Here is a 19,348-nt window from a genome sequence, read left to right as displayed (position 1 = left end):
CATGATTATTTAAGCTTATTTTAAATAAATATTTTCTATATAATTTTTTTATAGTTTTATATTTTTTTTATAATTTTATATTTCATTTATAATTTTATATTTTTTTACAATCTTTAGCATTTTATATAACTTTTATTTAATTTACTATAACTTTTATTTAATTTATATAAACTTTATACTTTATTATAAATTCATTTTTGTGGAATTGATAAATATTTAGAGTTTTTGTATGTGCCAATGGCTTGAGGGTAATATTTATCAATCATACTTTGAACTAGTAAGACTTGTTTTGCTCTTAACTTTGCTGAATTTTCATCAATTGTCCAATTATGGGTTTTGGCAACTGATCCTCCAGTTTTCAAATAAACTGGTGAAGCAACTTTAATTATTTCTGGTACTTCATAGTGTCTTATAAACCCACCAGAGGAGATAGGATTTTCTGTGTGAATATCTAAAGGAATATTAATAGATTCTCTAATACTTCCAAGCATTTCTATACTTAAATCTCTTGTTGGATTAAATGAATTTGCTCCAATAAATTCTAATAGCTTAGCTGAAGCAGGATTTCCATGACCTGTATGTGCAGAAACTTTAAAATCAATATATTCTGGTATTTCACCATCTTTTCGCATTTGGTTTAATATATATAGTAATCCTTCATCATAAATTAGAATTCCTTTTACTCCGAAAGAAATTGCTCTTTTCACATCTTCAATGGCATATAAAAGATTTTTATAGCCTCTTAAACGATTAGCAACTGTTTTTCCTTCTTTTGTTTGCGCTGTAGCACTTGTATCATAACTAGCTCTTGGACCTACACTTAAGAATAATTCTACCTTATTTTCAATAGCTAAATCCACCATTTCTTCAATTTCAAAGTCAGTTAATCTCATTATTCCCATTGTTTGGCTTACACGTGAAATATTTAGTTCATAACTGTTTATCTCATCTAAAAGAGATTTCATAGCCAGAGGATTTTGAATTCCAGGAACTTCAAATCTGTATTGGCTACCATCTTTAAATCTTTTTTTTGAAACATATTGGTTATTTTCATTTTTTATACCAATTTTTTCTAAAAAATTTACTGTATCTTTCATTTTACTCCAAGTTATAATTTTTACTTTTTTTTATTAAAATATGGTTTAATTTTTATATTTAAAACACATCTTTTTATAAACACACATTTTTTTTAAAAAAAATACATTTTTTTAATATTTATTAATAATATCCATTAAATCATTGATTCTATAGTTTTCTATATTTTTAACTTCATTTAATTTATCCGTATTATATTTATGATTTAATGATTTAAATTTGTTTAGAATATCTTCTTTTTTTAATGAATTTGATGAGTCAAACAATCTATTTTGAGTGAGTTTTTCAATTTTTTTACCATTTTTAAATTCAATACTCATTTTACTTGGACGGCTTTTAGGGTACATTTTTTCTAAGCTATTGTTTTCTTTGATTGTAATTATTCTTAATATTTTTTCTAAAATATTTGATTTTTCTATTGTTTTTGTTATTATATTGAGGTTGTTAATATTTAAATCACCATCTAATAGTCCAATGGCTATTGAATAAGCTAAACTTTGTCTTAAATCTTCTTTATTTTTTGGATTATAGTTGTTGTGCTGTGAAGCTATTTTATAAGTTTCTACATTGATTTTAGATATATTTTCAATTCCCTCTAATGAAAAATCATTGTCTTTTAATAGATTTTTTCTTAAAAAAAGCATGGAGTCAATAGATGAATGAAGGTGTCCGCAAACAGGATATTTTTTTATATATACTTCATTAATATGGTATTTTTCAAATTCTTTCTTTAAATAGTTTTTAAATTCTTTGAATTCATTAGAATTTATCTTTTCATACTTTTTAATACTCATTGATTTTAAAAAACCTTCATCACCATCAAATATTGTTTCTGTTCCAGTAAATCCATTTTTTCCTAAAAAACTCGATTTTATTCCATTTGTAATTCCATTTGCTATATGTAGGGATTTTCCCATTGTTCCTTTATGGTCTGATTCTAATAAACCTCCAGTGATGGTGCCTGAAAGAGCAAGTGAATTTATAGTTTGATTTAAATTCAAATTTAATATTTTAGATGATGTTGCAGCAGATGCAAAACTTCCAATTGTTCCACTTGAGTGAAATCCTTGATTTCTATGCTGAGGATTAGCTGTTTTTCCGAGAATAATAGCTGTTTCGTAACCTGCAACTACAGCTTCAATGAATTTTTTCCCTCTAATATTTTTCATTTCACCTAATGCTAAAGCAGTTGAAAATACAATGGAACCTGGATGTAACTGTGCTAAAGAGTGCCCATCATCAAAATCTAAGTTGTGAGCAGCTATTCCATTTATAAATCCTGCAAGTAATGGGTATTTTTTCCCATTTGGAAGAATAGGGTTGTTTTTTTGGTTTTTTTCATCAAAGTCAAATAAAGATTTATATTCTATTGGATAAATTTCTTTTATGGTTTTAATAGCTATTTTACAAGTTTTTTCATTTATCCCTCTAAATGTTACTCCTAGATAATCTAAAAAAAGCATTTTTATATTATATACAACCTCTTCAGGAATATTTTCATATTTTAAATTAATGATGTGTTCAGATAATTTTTTTATAATCATTTTATCAGATTCTAGATTTTTAATTATTCTACAATAATAAAAATTTAATAATTTTTATATCTTTTTTTTTTTTTTTTTTTTAAGAACCTAAACGGCTGTGCATCAATTTGAAAATCTAAGTTTCTAAATTTAGTTAATTAAGTTAAAATTGAATTTACAAAGTTATAATGAATTTTATTATAAAAATAAAAATAAATATGAATATTTAATAAAATTCTGTTTTAATTAATATTAATATCTATTTACTAAAAATAATTATTTTTAAAATGTTTAATTTTTATTATTCTTTAAGATATTTTAATTCAAATTTAACTAATTAATATGAGTTGTTTGCTAATTATAGTTATTTTTAAATATTTATTTTATAAAAATTTCTATTAATAATTTATATGCATTTTAACATATTTTAGTTAAATATATACTTTTACAAAAGATATCATTGCACAGCCTCTTAAAATTAATTTCTCTTAAATTTTATATTATCTTTATATTATCTTTATATTAATCTTTATATTATCTTATCAAATGCACCTACAATATTTTTTGTCATGTTTATTTTGTTTTCATAATTCATCACTCTTTCACTTAATCTCCTTTTAAACATTTCTAATGCATAGTCATCATACTGGAATTTTATTTTATCATATTTAATATCCATAAGAATGAGGCTTTCTGGAGGAAGTGGTTTAATATTGTATGAAATCTCAGGATTAAATAAACTTTTTACCTCTTTTAAGTCCATATTATTTAATCCAACATCAAGAAAAACTCTCATCATCTTTCTTACCATATTCCATAAAAAACTTTCACCATAAATATCTACATAGAAGCTATTTTCAGTATTAATGACTATTTTATCAATGGTTCTAACAGGGGTTTTAGGATTTTTTTTTGTAAAATTTGTAAAATCATGAGTGCCTTCAAAGATTGATGGAAGTTGGTTTATAGAATTTAAATTTATCCTATTTAATGTATTTTTAGGAAAATAATATCTATAATGTCTTTGTTGTGCATATCTAGGTTTGAATGCAAATCTAACAGGTGCTTTAGCTATTATTACAATATCGTCATGTAATTGATGGTTTATTTGATTTATATGGATGTCCCACTCAGTAAAAACACTTATAACATTTCCTAAACTATGAACTCCACGGTCTGTTCGCCCACCAAGTCTAATACGGGCTATTTCCATTTTATCAATTATTTTTAGTTTCTTTAAGACACGAATCAATTCACCTTCAATTGTAGGGTTATCGGGTTGTCTTTGAAGACCGTAAAATTCATCTCCAATATAAGCTATTTTTAATGCAGTGTTTCTCATTTTATCAAGTTTTAAATGTTCTAAATATTTTATTTTTATTTTTATCTTTATTTTTTTTACTTTTTTTATTTTTTAACAGCTAAAAACTCTCGAAGTGTTTGATCATATACTTTTTGAATTTTTTTTACTGATTTACCACTTTTCCAAGCAGATATTACATTGTCTTTAATAAATTTCATTTCAACACTTGTTACCCCTTCTTTTCTGAGGTTAGTTAAGTTTTTACTCATTGAAAACCCTGTACCAACTAATTCGCTAACAAGTTTTTCTTCTGGACTTTTTTCTTTTCTACTAAATAAACCCATAGTTTCACCTAATACTATTATATATTAAGTTATATATTAAATTTTTTTAGATGGGAGTGTCAAAAACTTAGGATAATAATCCTTTTATTTGGTCATCTTTTGTGATAATGATATGTTAACAGTTCCTTTAAAAATCATTTGTGGTCTGTTAATCATATATGAATTATTGGGTCTATTTTATCATATTTTTTCTTTATATTATTTTTTATTTTCTTTATATTGTATTCTTTAAGTGAGTGGTGTGTTTTTATGAAATATGTGGATTTATGCAAGTTCAATGTTTTTTGTAGTCATTCGTCTTTTTTAGAGTATGATATTGTTTTTTTGACTAATCTTTTGTTGTCTTGTTTTAGATTTAGCTTTTGATGTTCTATTAATGAGATTTTCTATTAACCTATTTTTGGTAATATATAAAATATTAGGTAATAATAACAGTACAAATTTACTAGGAAATTTCAGTTCAATAAAATAGTTGAAAATCTTAATTATTAGTTATTATATTAAATTTTTAGGTGAAAATAATAGTTTATGCAAAAATATAAATATCATCAAACATATATCATCAATCATCTAATAAAAGGTGTTAAAAATGCAAAATAAAAATAGAACTACAATAAGCTTAGAACCTAAAATAATGGAAACAATTAAACAAATAGCTATTAATAAAGGAACTACACAAACGAAAATAATTAACAACTATTTAAAACAGTGCATAGAAAAAGAACCAGAAAAAAACAAAATTAAAATAAATGTTATAACAGAGGGCGATACTAATATAGATATCAGTGATTTTATAGGAAGTATAAAAACAGACAAGCCATTTAATGCTATAAAATTTCAAAACCAAGTACGAAAAGGAGAATAACTATAATGATATTCTTAGATGCTAATTATTTACTTAGCTTATATATTGAAACAGAAACAGAGCATGAGATAGCTTTAGATATATGGGATAAAATAAAATATGAAGAATTAGTAATATCTAATTCCATAATACTTGAAATAATAACCATAGCAAACATTAAAATAAAGTTAGGAAAAGAAAAACTTGAAGGGATTTATAATAATTTGAATGGTGGTAGATTTAAAATAGTTGAAGATGTACCTTTCCAAAACAATAGCATGAAAAAATTATTAAATTATTTACCTCAAAGAATACCATTATTTGACTGTTTATATATTGAGCTTATGGAACAGTTAGGAATAACTAAAATAGCTACTTTTGATAAACATTTCAATAATAAAGGAATTGAAATAATAGGGCAATAGATTATAGAGATTTTCTATTAACCTAGTTTTTCGTTTTGTTTAAAAACATGTTTTTTGTGTGGGGGTTTTTTTCTTTGAATTGCATGTTTTTTGGGTTCTGTCAAATGCTTGCCTCCTGAATGGATGAAATAATACTTTTAATTGATTTCATAATAACTTTTTTGATTATGTCATTTATGAATTTGTCATGACATTTTTTATTTTGGTTTGTGATTATTGGTTTTAGGTATGCTAATATTCTGGGCATGGTTTTGAATAGTTTTTTAGTGGATTTTTGTTGTGTTGTTGAGAATTTGTTCTCTATTTGGTTGTTTGTGCGTTTTATGTTCTTGTCAAAGAGGTAGTGGGTCATTTTGTGTATGTCTTTGATAATTTTTTTGTTGTAAAAGTTTTTTAAAAATTGGGGTAATTCGTCAAATATTTTCCATATTTTGTTCAATTTGTTTATAAATTCTTTTAAGTCTTTTGATATGAATAAGTTTTTAAGTTTCCAGCCGTATTTTTTTATTTTCTTTCTTTGTGTATTTGTTTTTCTTGAAATGTTCATTGATTTTGTCATCTACTATTTTTCAAAGTGGAATATGCATAGTTGATGTTTTTCAAAGCCTAAATTTTTGATTGGTGCTGTGTATGGGGGATGGTGGTCTGTGGTTATGCATTTTATTTTGTTTTCTGGAATATTTTTTTGTAAGAACTTTTTCACATTTTTTGAATTAGTTTTATCGTGTATTTTGATTGATATTGTTTGGTTAGTTGTGGAATCTATTATATTATCCTTTAAATTTTTATTTTTTTTCATTGTTAGGTGTTGTTCGTCAAATTCAAAATATCCAGTTAAATCTAATGTTTTAAAAGTTAATTCGTTTTTATTTCCAATATTTAGTATATTGTGGATTGATTGATGGGAGATTGAAATATTGTCTTCTTTATAATATTTCTTTGTTTTTCTAAGTGATTTTCGTCCAATTTTAGATTTCTTTATTAGTTTATCTTTAAATGGCTTTGAAATCTTTTCATGATCTTTAATAATGTGTTTTAGCTTGACTTTAGGGTAAGTATGGCATTCTTTACAGTAATATTGTTTAAGATAAAATTTAACTTCTCCAATTTTGTCTAAAATAACATCTTTGGTTACAAATTTCTTTTTATTCAAAGAATCTTCTCCACAATGAGGGCATATTCTATTATTAAACTTAAAATGATAAGGTTCAGGTATATGTATGTTAATATCAGTTTTAAACTTATTTAAATGGTTAAAACTATTTTTAACAGCTTCTTTGAAATCAGGGACTTTTGCACCAAAACGGATAAGTTTATATTGTATGCTTTTAATATTACTAATGTCGATAGTATTTGTTGTTTTCATACTATAAATATCTATTGATACTTCTATTTAACTTTTACTATTTAATTCTCGCTTAAAATCTTTTAAGTACGATTTCAAGTGTATAAATCCTTAAAGGGCTATTTCAAGTGTAAAAAAGTTTCAGAAGGCAAAATAGTAATATAAAATCATAATGTTGTATTACTAAAAATCTCAAGATGCAACAATTTTACAGAGCCAATAATTGTAATAATAATAATAATATCATGATATATTTATAATATAATATTAATAATAATTAATTATATCCAATCAAAAAACATTGAATGTTTTTTCATGAACTAAAGAACTAATTAATTTACCAATAGTGGGAAATATGATTTAATGGCTAAAAAAATTTTATATTATGGTGCTCCTAAAATCTTAGAATGGTATGAGAAAGAAAATTAACAGAAACAATTAAAAATGAAATTTATAATTTTTGACTTTATTGTTTCATAGTAATATTGTATAAATAAAATAAATGGAGAATATTTATGCCAAAATTTTGCAAAAATTGTGGAAAAGAAAATGTTGATGAAAGCAAATTTTGTTTTTCTTGTGGAGCATCTTTTGAAAATAGCTATTCCGATGAATTGAGAGAATTGAATGGAGTAAAAGGGGAAAATAATCTAAAAAAAATAGATAATAATGTTGTGGCAGATGTAAATATTTTTGATAATGAATATGGTCAATATAATGAACAGGATAAATCTGAGGAGTATAATGTTTATTTAATTGAAGAAAAAAAATCTAATGGTTGGCTTGTTACTGTAATAGATTTAGTTATTTTCTTTATTTTACTTGTTACTATAGGTTGGATAGCTGCATTTATAATCAGTACTGCTGTTGCTCTTATTTTGCGCTTTATTTTTAATTCAAAAAATAGATACAACAAATTTTTCATGTCTTTGATATTTGATGAAGATAAGCTATCTTTTGAGAGCAAAAGCCCTGGTAAATCTGATTTCGCTGTACCTTTTAATTCTATCATCAATGTTAATGATATAAAAATGGATGGCTTATTTAATAAACAGATTTCATTGAATACTCCTAAAAATTCTTTTATTTTTGAATTAGCTAATTATTCACTTGAAAATTTTGATGAATTAATAGCTAAGCTTAATAGTGTTAAAAATATTGAATAATTTTAGAAATTATTGATTAATTGAATAAAAATTATGGAATATAAGATTAATATTAATTAATAATTTAAATAATTTGATTAATATATGATATTTATCGTTAATAACAAAATAAGAGGGTACAATATGAGGTATAGACATTTAGAAAAGACAAATGATGATTTTTCTCTTTTAGGTTATGGATGCATGAGATTTCCTAAAAAAAATGGGCGAATTGACATGGAAGAAAGTGAAAAGCATATAATTCATGCAATTGAAAATGGTGTAAATTACTTTGACACTGCCTACACTTATGGAGGGCATGAAAAGGCTTTAGGTAGTATTTTATCAAAAGGTTATAGAGACAAGGTTAAAATAGCTACAAAACTTCCTATTCCTAACTTAAAAAAACGTGAAGATATTGATAAAATATTCAATATTCAACTGGAAAGATTACAAACAGATTATATTGATTATTATTTGATTCATGGATTATCATCATTTCAACAATGGGAAGATCTTAAAAGTTTAGGGATTTTGGAGTTTATTAAGGAAGAACAGGAAAAAGGAAGAATAATAAACATCGGATTTTCTGCACATACTAATTTAGTTAACTTTAAGAAGATTGTGGATGATTATAACTGGGATGTTGCTATGATTCAGTATAACTACATTGATGAAAACTACCAGGCAGGAACTGATGGTCTAAATTATGCTCATTCAAAGGGTTTAGGTATAATTGTCATGGAACCTTTAAGAGGTGGAATGTTAGTTGATAAATTACCAAAAGAAGCTCAAAAAATCTTTAAAGACTATAAAATCAAGAGAAGTTCAGCTGAATGGGGTTTTAGGTGGTTAGCAGACAATCCGAAAATAAATGTAGTTTTATCTGGAATGAGTACTACTGAACAGTTAGAAGAAAACCTTAAAATATTTTCCAATCACCAAGCCAGTAGCTTATCTGATGAGGAAAAACAGATATATAAAGATGTTAAAGATATTTTTAAAAGTAAATTAAAGGTAGATTGTACAGGTTGTGGATATTGTCTACCTTGTCCAAGTAATGTTGATATTCCAACTTGTTTTTCATATTACAATGACAAAGCCATTTTTGGTAGCTTAATGGCTAATATAATGTATTTTGTTTCCACCTTGGAAAATAATTCTCCTGCTAAAAATTGCACAGCTTGTGGAGTATGTGTAAATAAATGTCCTCAAAACATTCCAATAGTAGATGAAATTAAAAAAGTAAGCAAAAAAATGGACATCTGGATTTTGAGGCAAATTACTAAAATAGTTATTAAAATTATATTTTAGTCATAATGCTTTTTACTCTTATTACACTTATTACTTTTATTTTTGCTATACTTTATTAGTTATTAGTTTATTATTGGTTATTATTGGTTATTATTGGTTATTATTGGTTATTATTAGTTATTATTAGTTATTCTTGCTATTGGTTATTATTCTCTTATTTAATGATTGTTTTATATTGTTTTTTATTTTAATTTATTGTGATAAAATGTTAGAATCATTATATCTAAAAGCTGTTGAAAATAAGGATAGTCTTACAGATTTAATAGAAGATTATGAACTTAAAGATTTAAAAGTGGAAGATCATTGGAATGATTATGAAATGCCTAAGCTTGATGAAGACTATGTAATAGCTGCTGGCGATGGTAGTAGTAATTTAAAGAGCTTTTACAGCTTTTTATTTTATGGAATTTCTTCAGAATCAATTATTTATGATAAAACACTTAAACTTAAGAATACTCTTAAAAATAATGTTAAAAACAATTTAGAAAATAATTTAGAGAACAACTTAAATGCTCCAAATAATGTTATAAATAACCTTAAAATAATTGAATCATCAGATTTAAATGTTATTGACAATAATGAATACTCTAAAGAGAGAATTAGAAATTATATGGGGATTTTTGAAATTAAAAATGCTTTTCACTGCTTAGAGACAAATAATATTGATTATTATTTATATGATGGTTCTCTTTTAGGTGATTTAATTCGCCCTTTACCTGGTGAAAAAAGGCTAAAAAAAGATGTAAAAGCTAAAATAATTTCAATGGCTCATGAATTTTTTAATGATGAAATAAAAATGGATAAAATAGAAATTACATCAAATAAAATTGATAATGAATTTTGGGAACGAGAATTTGACAATATAAGTGAATTTGAATTAAAATTTTATCTTGAAAACATTGAAAAGCTATTTGCAATTAGTAATCTTTTAAAACATCGAAAAAAAATAGTGGCTATTTCAAAAACTTCAACAGCTAATGATTATTTTCATCTTAAAATTCCAGATATTGGTATTTTTGACTCATATTCAAAGAGAACTGGTTACACAAATAAAAAAGTCAAAACTCTTAGTGATAATATAAAATATGCTTTTCCTGTAAATAATGAGTTCTTTAAATCTTTAAAATTCACTATTTTTTATATAAGGCTTTGCAACAATAAGAATATTTTAAAGGTTGAACTTCCATATAATGCAAATAAAGAAGATATAGAAAAAATTATAGCGGTTTTAGCAAATGAATCAACAGAAGGTTATCCTTACCTATTAAAAAAAACCCATCATGATGTTGTAATTTCAAAAAAAGATATGGAAAACTTATCTAATATTGTTGGTTTATATGGTAAATATGGACGTGAAATGCTTGGATAATGGTATTTATCCTAACAATAAATTTATTTTTTAAATTTTAACATTTTTAAATTAAATTTAATGATTATGAGAGATAATAATGCAATAATAAACAATTATTAAAATAATAAATAATTGTCAAAATAATAAATAAATGATTTAAATATCTAATAAAAACACTTTTAGGTGATAATATGATTATTGGAATGTGTGTAGGAGAAACTAATTTAAATTCATGTGAATTTGTATCAAAGGATATGCCTAAACTAGGGGAGTATGTTTCACTTGATTATGATGGAAAAACTGTTCTTGGAGTTATTGATTCAATGGTTAGAGGAAGTGTATCTTTAAATAGTGAAATTTATGATCCGAATACTATTGAAAAAATAAGGGAAATTGAAGGAAATGATTATTATATAAAAGCTAAAGTAAGGATTTTAGGAGACATTAACGATGGTTTGAAAATTCCTCGAACACCTCCATTTCCAGGAACTCCTGTAAAAAAGGCAAATGAAAAAGTTTTAAAAAGTGTCATGGAATGTAGAAACTCACTTAAAATTGGTAATTTAATTTCTATGGAAGATGTTGAGGTAAATGTGGATATAAATAAAATGGTTTCAAGACATTTAGCTATTTTAGCAATGACTGGAGCAGGAAAGTCTAACACGGTTTCAGTTATAATTGATGGGATTTTAAAACACAATGGTGGAATGCTTATATTTGATATGCATGGGGAATACACTAAAACAGAGTTTATAAATGGGGAAAATAATATAATCTCTCCTGTAATCAATCCGCTTTATATGTCATATTCAGAAGTCAAATCATTGGCCAACATTCCTTCAAATGCATATTTGCAAGAAAGATACTTTAGAGAGTCTTACTTTGAAGCAATGAGAATAGCGCGTGAAGGTAAAAGTAATTCAAGGGATTTTTTTGATATTTTAAAAGCTATTTTAAATAAATGGTATGATGAAGAGTTATTTAGAGGAAAAGAAATCACAGCATCTGATAAAAATAAAATAACGGATGTTTTAAACAAGATTGATGATTTAAAATCTAAGTATGATTCTCTTTTAGATATTAATGCTGGAAGTATTTTAGGTCAAATTGAATTAGGAAAAGCAAATATAATTAATTTATCTGTAACTGATGAGTTAGCTGCTGATGTAATTGTTTCTCATGTCCTTCGAAATGCTTTACTTAATAGAAAATCATTTATTCATAAAAAAGAAGAAGGATTTTACAATAAACACTTAAAATTTCCATTGTTCATTGTATTAGAAGAGGCACATATTTTAGCACCAAATAATAGGTCAACTAACTCTAAACTTTGGATTAGCAGAATTGCAAGAGAAGGACGAAAGTTTGGGCTTGGATTATGCATGGTAAGCCAAAGTCCTAAATCTTTAGACTCTGATTCTTTATCACAGGCAAATAATATGATTATTCTTCGCTTAGTCGAACCATCAGATCAAAGACATGTTCAAATGGCAAGTGAGAATTTAAGTGAAGATTTTTTAAGTCAACTACCAGCTTTAAATATTGGGGAAGCCGTTATTTTAGGTTTAATGATAAAGATTCCTACACTTGTTAAAGTTGATGAATTTAAAGGTCGTTCAGTTGGGGATGACTTGGATATTTTAGGTGAATGGAATAAAACGATAATCAACGAAGAAAAATTAATTGAAAGTCAAAAAAAAGAATTAGATGATATGTTTTCTTATTAATTTTTAGTTATAACGAGATTTTTTTTATTTATAAATATATTTTTTTAAAAATTAATATTTAACTGTATATTCTAAATTTAATATTTTGAAACTACATGACATATCAATTATATTTAAAAAATAATATATACTAAAAAAAATATATTTATTTATGAATTATAAAAATTTTAGGGATAATTATGAAATTTGCTCATTTTGCTGATACTCATTTAGGTTACCGTCAATACAGTTTAGAACAAAGAGAAGAAGACTTTTACTATGTCTTTAATGAAATAATTGATAAAATAATTGAAGAGAGAGTAGATTTTGTTATTCATAGTGGAGATTTGTTTGACAATTCTAGGCCTCACCCTCGCAGTTTACTGGTTTTTCAAGAGGCAATGCATAAATTAAACAATGCAAATATTCCTATTTACGTAATAGCTGGAAATCATGATATTGTAATGAGAAAGAATTCTATGCCTCCCCAAGTTTTATATAAAAAAATGGGTTTAAAGCTATTTTCTCCTAATAAATCTTATTTTGTTAAAGATGATGTTTTTATTGGCGGAATTCCTTATCTTTCAAAGGCATATAATAAACTACTTATTTCTCAATTAAAAAGTATTTCAAATGAATCAAAAAACTATAATAAAAGTATTTTAATGTTGCACCAGGGAATTGATAAATATCTTCCATTTGAATATGAATTAGAATTGAATGAGCTTCCTTTAAACTTTAATTACTATGGTTTAGGTCATATTCATTCAAGAATTACTGAAGAATTTGGGGATGGAATCTTATCATACAGCGGATCTACAGAAATTTATAAAACAAGCGAATTAGGAGATTTTCGCCATAATGGAAAAGGATTTAACCTTGTTGATTTAGATGGAGATATTCCAAATGTAGAAAAAATCAATGTAAAACCTAGAAGAGAGTTTTTAATTGAAAACATTGACTACTCAAAATTTGACAGTGAAATTTCTCAATTAAAGAATAATCTTTCAAAATTAAATGAAAAACCAATGTTAAATCTTACTGTTTCTAATGGTAACTTTAACAGAGCAGATATTTTTGAAGTTTTGAACAAAACACTTTCTAATTTAACTATAAATCTTAGACCTGACTTTGAAGAGCTACAGTTAAGAGGAGAAGAGGATAATATTTTAATCTCTGATGAACCATTAAATCCTAAGTTTTTAATTAGAGAAAGATTAGAAGAATATGGAAATGAGGATTTAACTACCTTAGCTATTGATTTATTGGATAATCTCTCTCAAAACAAAGTTGATGAAGCAAATAGACTGGCAGATAAATTTTACAATGAATATTATGAAATAGACATTGAATAATGTATTGGTTTTAAAATGACTTTAACTAACTTAGATCATATCGAATTCCTAAACAATCATTTTATTTCATTTAATGGAATTTATTTGTCATTTATTGGGAAAATTTATAATTTTAAAGAATTAAATAAATTTTTAATCAATATTAATGATGTTAGTAATGATATTAACAATAATATTAATCTTAATAATAATATTAACAATAATATTGATGATATTTTGAATTTTGATAGCAGTAATAATTTTAATTCTAATCATAACTATTTTCATAATGGTGAGTTATTAATACGATTATTTGATTATTATTTTAAAGCTTATAATAATAGTAATAACAATAATAATAGTAATAGTAGTAATAATAGTAATAGTAATAATAGTGATAGTAATAGTAATAATAGTAATAGTAATAATAATAATAATAATAATAATAATAGTAATAATAATAATAATAATAATAATAATAATAATAATAATAATAATAATAATAATAATAACTCTTCAAATTTGATTTTAATGGCTGCTGAGTCTATACTTCCTAAGTTAAATGGAGATTTTTTATTTTGTTTATTTGATGGAGAAAACACTTTAATTTCTCGAGATTTTCTTGGAAGTGAGTTATTATTTTATGGATTTACATTAAACCTTAAATCTGAGGATTTAGATAGATTAAAAAATATTCATTTTGCTCAAAATCGTAAAACTCTTTGGATGAAGGGAATATCAGAGGTTAAACCACTTAAACCTTCCAATGTTATTTTAAATGGCTGTGAAATAAAGCTAAAAAGTCAATTCTTCTCAACAAATATTGATTCATACCAGAATCAATCATACTCTTTTTATAAAGAAAATTTAAAAAAATTAATATATAACTCAATTTTAAAACGTGTTTATGGTCTTTCTAAGGTGGGAGTAATTTTTTCAGGAGGAGTTGACAGCACAATAGTTTCTCAAATATTGAAAAAAATAGCTGTTGAAAAAAATATTGAATATAAAATTTATACTATAGGGACTGAGAATTCTAAAGACTTAAAAATTGCTAAACAAATAGCTGATGATTTAAATTTCCCATTAAAAACCTTAACTGTAAATGATGAGATGATTAAGGAAGCAATTAAACCTATTTTAGATACAATAGAAGAAGCAGATATTGTTAAAATCGGTGTTGGATTGGCTGTGTATTTTGCAACAAAACTTGTAAATACTGATGATTTTTTTGGAAAAAATGATAAAAAGGTTGTTTTGACTGGTCAAGGAGCTGATGAGTTGTTTGGAGGTTACAATCGATTTCTTGAAACATATAAAAATAGAAAAGATTATATTAAAATGGAATTTAAACATGACATAGAAAACATGTATCATGTCAATGTTGAACGGGATGTTTCAATAGCTTCCTTGAATAACACCACTTTAATGTCTCCTTTTTTAGATTTAAATTTAATTAACTTTGCTTTAAACATTCCTCTTGAATATAAAATTAAATCAGGAGAAGATCTACTAAGAAAGCATATTTTAAGGGATATAGCTATGGATATAGGAATTCCACCTTATGTTGCTTTAAGGGGAAAAAAAGCAGCTCAATATGGTTCAGGTATTCATAAAATTTTAATGAAAAAGGTTTTGAAAGATTTTGACTTTGAAGACTATTTAAAAAATCTTAAAAATAAATATTTATATTAATTAGATTAATTTTTAATTAATTTTTAATTAATTTTTAAATTAATATTTAGACTAATTTTTAATTAATTTTTAGATAAATACATATATTTTTTTTAAAAACCTAAAACACAATCAAATTTTATTAAATTATTTATTTTGCGATTATTATTTAATTAAACAGTTTTATTTAAAACATTAAATAATTTAACTTAATAAACAATTTTATTTATTGAAATAATTAGAAAAAGCATAATACTTTTTAAATAACAGGTAGAGGGAGGTTTTCCCTACCTATTATTAAAGTATGAGTAAGGATAGATTAAGGATATGAACCCTTATTATTAATTATGAATCAATAGTATTTAAACTTTACTTTATTTTTTTTAAAATATATTTGAATTAAATAAATTTTAATTTAAAAACTAAAAAATTTTAATTTAAAAATATTTTTTCTATGAGTTAAAAAATAAACATGTGTAAGAAAAATTTAAATTGTCTAATTAACATATATTTATCTATGATAAAAATTCTTGTTGGTTGTGGGAAAAATAAGAATGTCATGGAATCTTGCGAAAGTTTTAGTAAAATTAACGATTTAAAGATTACTTTAACCGATTCAGAGGAATATTTTATTAATTCTTACAAAAATAATGAATATAATGGATATATTCGTGGTTCTTTAAGTTCATCTTCTATTTTATCTAAAATTAAAGAATTAAATAGTTTTCCATTAAATCGAGCTACTTACATTAGTAACATTTTTAATAATAATGAAGACAATAATATTAGTTCTAATATTAATTCTAATATTAATAACGATAGTAATAGCATTAATACTGGTTTTAATGATTCACATGAATTTTTACTTTGCCCTGTAGGGATTGATGAAGGAGAAACAATTAAAGATAAAATTGAATTCATTAAGTCAACAATTGATTTTTGGAATAAATTAAGCAAAACACCTAAAATAGCTATTTTATCTGGTGGTAGGAAAGAAGACTTTGGAAGAAGTGATAAAGTTGATAAAACTTTAAATGAAGCTGAAACATTGTGTAATGATGTGTCAATTAAATTCAACTCTTCAATTGGAAGTGTAAAAAACTATGGGATTTTAATTGAAAAAGCTATTGCAGATAAAAATAATGTAATATTTGCACCTAATGGAATTATTGGAAATGTTATTTTTAGAACTCTTGTTTTAGTAAATAACTGGAATAGTTATGGTGCATTAGCTTTAAGTTCTGACAAAATATTTATTGATACAAGTAGGGATCAATCAATTAAAGGATATCAAAGGTCTATTGAATTTGCTTATTTTTTAGCTAAGAGAATTTAATTAATATCAAATCTTATCTTAACTTTTTAATTAGTTTTATAAATTGAAAATTATTAAATAAAATGAACAACAAATACTATTTATATATTCCATTTTTTTTTAAAAAAAAATAATAAATAAATAATAAATAAATATTCATAGCTTTTAAAAAAAATTATATTTTTTTTTATATAAGAAAGATTAATTATATTTTTTCTTAAAAATAAATTAGAACTTAATTTAATTAAGATTTAACAATTAATTTAACTAATTTTATATAATTATAATTAATTATTGGTAGGATTATAATTAAAAATTAATACTTAGAATTAATGATTGGAGATAAAATGGCTAAAAACCCATTATATAAACTTTACGAATGGTACATATCTCGAAATTTATCAATTGATAATATGCCAAAACATATAGCCGTAATAATGGATGGCAATCGTCGATTTTCGAAAATGCAAGGAAATATCAATGTTGTTAGAGGTCATGAAATTGGAGTGGACACATTGGAAAAAGTCTTAGATTGGAGTATAGACTTGGGAATAGAGATTGTAACTGCATATGCATTTTCAACAGAAAATTTTAACAGATCCATGGAAGAAGTTGAAGGTTTAATGGCATTATTTATTAAAAATTTCAAAAGAATAGTTTCCCATGAAAAAATTCACAGAAATGAGGTAAAGGTTAAGGTAGTAGGGAAGATTGAGCTTTTACCTGAAGATGTAAGGCAAGCGATAGAAGAAGCTGAAGAATCAACTGCACATTACAATAAAAGGCTTTTTAATATAGCCATTGGATATGATGGAAGATTAGAAATTGTAGATGCAATAAAAAAAATAGCTAAGCTATTAAAAGAAGAAAAAATCACTGAAAAAGATATTAATGAAGCTTTAGTCAGTCAGAATTTATATACTGCAGGATTAGATGATCCAAATTTGATTATAAGGACAAGTGGAGAAGAACGTTTAAGTGGTTTTCTTCTTTGGCAGTCATCTTACTCAGAACTTTATTTCTGCGACAGCTTATGGCCAGAACTTAGGCATGTTGATTTTTTAAGAGCTATTAGATCATATCAGGAAAGAGATAGACGATTTGGGAATTAAATTAGGATTACATTAAAACTCAAGTTGTAATTTAATTAGAATATAAAGTAAAGTTTAAATTAGAATTAAAGTAGGATACAAACTTAAAATTAAAATTTAAAACTAAATGATTAAAATCATAAGTAAAATAAATTAAAAGTAAGTCAAAAGTAAATTTAAAACTAAATTAAAAACTAAATAAATTCAATTTATTAATATATTTTGTTATTTCACAGGTGATTTAAATAATAGATACTCATTGCCATCTTGATTTTGAAGATTTTGATGAAGATAGAGAAAATGTAGTTGAAAGAGCTAAAAAAGAGATGACAGCAATTATAAATTCTGGAACATCATTTGATGGGAATATAAGCTCTTTAAAATTGGCAAACAAACATGATGGATTTATCTACACAAGTTTTGGATTTCATCCTATATCTTCTGCTAAAATAGGTGAAGAAGTTTTAAATAAAGTTATTAATCAAACTATCAGTCATATGGATGAAATTGTAGCTATTGGGGAAGTAGGGTTGGATTTTTTTTATGTTAAAGATAAATCAGAACGTGAAAAACAAAAAAAAATCTTTCATAAATTTGCACATCTTGCAAATGAATATAAAAAACCAATTTTAATCCATTGTAGAGATGCTGAAAGAAAAGCATTTAATATAATAAAAGATTATGAAGACATTCCAGAAGTAATATTTCATTGTTTTAGTGGAAGTTTAAAAACAGCTAAAAGAATCATGAATTTAGATTATAAAATGTCTGTAGCCACTATGATTTGTTATTCAAAAAAACACCAGGATTTGTTTAAAGAAATTCCATTAGAATATATTTTAACAGAAACAGATAGTCCATATCTTGCTTTAGAAAGAGGTTTAAGAAATGAGCCAGTAAATGTTAAAAATGCAATTAAAAAAATAGCTCAATTAAAAGGAATAAGCTACGGCGAAGTGGATAAAATCACAGAATCCACAGCAAAAAAAGTTTTTGGAATTTAATATATTTTTTATTTATTTCTTTATTTATTCATTTATTTTTTAAAATTTTTAATGTTTTATCAATGTATACAATTTTTATACAATTTGTTTAAAACATTTTTTCATTTTTTTTTAAAGAGGCTGTGTAATGTTTTTTTATAAAAATAGATATTAAATTAAACATGTTAAAACCTATTGTTAAGGCAATTTAATTCTAAATGTTTATATACTTTAAATTATATATTATAATAATATGAAACATAGAAAATTAGAACTCAGAGAAAATGATTATAATTCTTTAAAAAAGATGGTTAAAAAAGAAAAAGAAATAAATAGGGCTAGAATTCTTTTATTACTCAATAAAGGTAAAAAAATAGAAGATATTGCTGATATTTTAGATATTAGTGTAAGCACTATTGCTAAAATTAAAAAAAGATACTTAGATGAAGGATTAGAGTCTGCTTTAAATGATAAACCTCGTTCTGGTCAGCCAAAGAAATATGATGTTGAAAAAGAAACTGAAATAATAGCATTGGCATGTACTGATCCTCCAGAA

18 protein-coding genes are annotated in these 19,348 nt (G+C 24.4%); 12 read left to right on the top strand and 6 right to left on the bottom strand.

Annotation, left to right across the window (positions count from 1 at the left end):
* Nucleotides 1–191: 191 nt before the first annotated feature.
* The 4 genes from MBCUR_RS06165 to MBCUR_RS06150 all read right to left on the bottom strand — a co-directional run bounded on the left by MBCUR_RS06165 (nucleotide 192) and on the right by MBCUR_RS06150 (nucleotide 4,265).
* The gene (locus MBCUR_RS06165; RefSeq protein ID WP_067091637.1) at nucleotides 192–1,097 is read right to left on the bottom strand and encodes a peptidase; all 906 of its coding nucleotides are present in this window, start codon (nucleotides 1,095–1,097) and stop codon (nucleotides 192–194) included.
* A 111-nt stretch (nucleotides 1,098–1,208) separates the two neighbouring features.
* The gene (locus MBCUR_RS06160) at nucleotides 1,209–2,639 is read right to left on the bottom strand and encodes an MmgE/PrpD family protein (RefSeq protein ID WP_067091635.1); all 1,431 of its coding nucleotides are present in this window, start codon (nucleotides 2,637–2,639) and stop codon (nucleotides 1,209–1,211) included.
* A gap of 508 nt (nucleotides 2,640–3,147) precedes the next feature.
* Entirely contained in the window at nucleotides 3,148–3,960 is an 813-nt protein-coding gene (truA, locus tag MBCUR_RS06155; RefSeq protein ID WP_067091632.1) for a tRNA pseudouridine(38-40) synthase TruA, read from the bottom strand.
* A gap of 65 nt (nucleotides 3,961–4,025) precedes the next feature.
* Complete coding sequence (locus MBCUR_RS06150; protein WP_067091629.1) at nucleotides 4,026–4,265, bottom strand: hypothetical protein; 240 nt, start codon at nucleotides 4,263–4,265, stop codon at nucleotides 4,026–4,028.
* A gap of 589 nt (nucleotides 4,266–4,854) precedes the next feature.
* On the opposite strand from MBCUR_RS06150, the gene MBCUR_RS06145 reads away from it, so the two are divergent.
* Nucleotides 4,855–5,130 carry a DUF6364 family protein gene (locus MBCUR_RS06145; protein WP_067091627.1) on the top strand — a complete coding sequence of 92 codons (276 nt, stop codon included), beginning with the start codon at nucleotides 4,855–4,857 and terminating at the stop codon, nucleotides 5,128–5,130.
* A gap of 5 nt (nucleotides 5,131–5,135) precedes the next feature.
* Entirely contained in the window at nucleotides 5,136–5,534 is a 399-nt protein-coding gene (locus MBCUR_RS06140) for a type II toxin-antitoxin system VapC family toxin (RefSeq protein ID WP_067091625.1), read from the top strand.
* Nucleotides 5,535–5,634: 100 nt separating this feature from the next.
* Here the strand turns inward: MBCUR_RS06140 and MBCUR_RS06135 are convergent, their stop codons facing one another.
* Both MBCUR_RS06135 and MBCUR_RS06130 read right to left on the bottom strand, forming a co-directional pair.
* Nucleotides 5,635–6,093, bottom strand: a complete 459-nt coding sequence (locus tag MBCUR_RS06135; RefSeq protein WP_157077694.1) for a hypothetical protein — start codon at nucleotides 6,091–6,093, stop codon at nucleotides 5,635–5,637.
* 3 nt (nucleotides 6,094–6,096) lie between these two features.
* Complete coding sequence (locus MBCUR_RS06130; protein WP_067091620.1) at nucleotides 6,097–6,900, bottom strand: hypothetical protein; 804 nt, start codon at nucleotides 6,898–6,900, stop codon at nucleotides 6,097–6,099.
* A 494-nt stretch (nucleotides 6,901–7,394) separates the two neighbouring features.
* Between MBCUR_RS06130 and MBCUR_RS06125 the strand changes: the two genes are divergently transcribed.
* The 10 genes from MBCUR_RS06125 to MBCUR_RS06080 all read left to right on the top strand — a co-directional run.
* Nucleotides 7,395–8,045, top strand: coding sequence for a zinc ribbon domain-containing protein (locus MBCUR_RS06125; protein ID WP_067091618.1), 651 nt, complete (start codon nucleotides 7,395–7,397; stop codon nucleotides 8,043–8,045).
* A 123-nt stretch (nucleotides 8,046–8,168) separates the two neighbouring features.
* A complete protein-coding gene (locus MBCUR_RS06120; protein WP_067091615.1) occupies nucleotides 8,169–9,338 on the top strand; it encodes an aldo/keto reductase in 1,170 nt (389 codons plus the stop codon).
* Between the two features lie 205 nt (nucleotides 9,339–9,543).
* Nucleotides 9,544–10,707 (top strand): DNA double-strand break repair nuclease NurA, encoded by a 1,164-nt coding sequence (locus MBCUR_RS06115; RefSeq protein WP_067091612.1) that lies wholly within the window; start codon nucleotides 9,544–9,546, stop codon nucleotides 10,705–10,707.
* A 173-nt stretch (nucleotides 10,708–10,880) separates the two neighbouring features.
* On the top strand, nucleotides 10,881–12,416 hold the full coding sequence (locus tag MBCUR_RS06110) for a helicase HerA domain-containing protein (RefSeq protein ID WP_067091609.1): 1,536 nt from the start codon (nucleotides 10,881–10,883) through the stop codon (nucleotides 12,414–12,416).
* 179 nt (nucleotides 12,417–12,595) lie between these two features.
* Complete coding sequence (locus MBCUR_RS06105) at nucleotides 12,596–13,750, top strand: metallophosphoesterase family protein (RefSeq protein ID WP_067091606.1); 1,155 nt, start codon at nucleotides 12,596–12,598, stop codon at nucleotides 13,748–13,750.
* A gap of 15 nt (nucleotides 13,751–13,765) precedes the next feature.
* Nucleotides 13,766–15,424, top strand: a complete 1,659-nt coding sequence (locus MBCUR_RS06100; protein WP_067091603.1) for an asparagine synthase C-terminal domain-containing protein — start codon at nucleotides 13,766–13,768, stop codon at nucleotides 15,422–15,424.
* A 496-nt stretch (nucleotides 15,425–15,920) separates the two neighbouring features.
* Nucleotides 15,921–16,739 carry a hypothetical protein gene (locus MBCUR_RS06095; protein WP_067091640.1) on the top strand — a complete coding sequence of 273 codons (819 nt, stop codon included), beginning with the start codon at nucleotides 15,921–15,923 and terminating at the stop codon, nucleotides 16,737–16,739.
* A gap of 326 nt (nucleotides 16,740–17,065) precedes the next feature.
* Entirely contained in the window at nucleotides 17,066–17,830 is a 765-nt protein-coding gene (gene uppS, locus MBCUR_RS06090) for a polyprenyl diphosphate synthase (protein ID WP_067091600.1), read from the top strand.
* 224 nt (nucleotides 17,831–18,054) lie between these two features.
* Nucleotides 18,055–18,813, top strand: coding sequence for a TatD family hydrolase (locus MBCUR_RS06085; protein ID WP_067091597.1), 759 nt, complete (start codon nucleotides 18,055–18,057; stop codon nucleotides 18,811–18,813).
* A gap of 232 nt (nucleotides 18,814–19,045) precedes the next feature.
* On the top strand, nucleotides 19,046–19,348 hold a 303-nt coding region (locus MBCUR_RS06080), incomplete at its 3' end, for a helix-turn-helix domain-containing protein (RefSeq protein ID WP_067091594.1).

Origin of the sequence: Methanobrevibacter curvatus (genome assembly GCF_001639295.1) — an archaeon.
Classification (GTDB): Archaea; Methanobacteriota; Methanobacteria; order Methanobacteriales; family Methanobacteriaceae; genus Methanoflexus; species Methanoflexus curvatus.
This window is presented reverse-complemented; position numbering and strand designations above follow the sequence as displayed.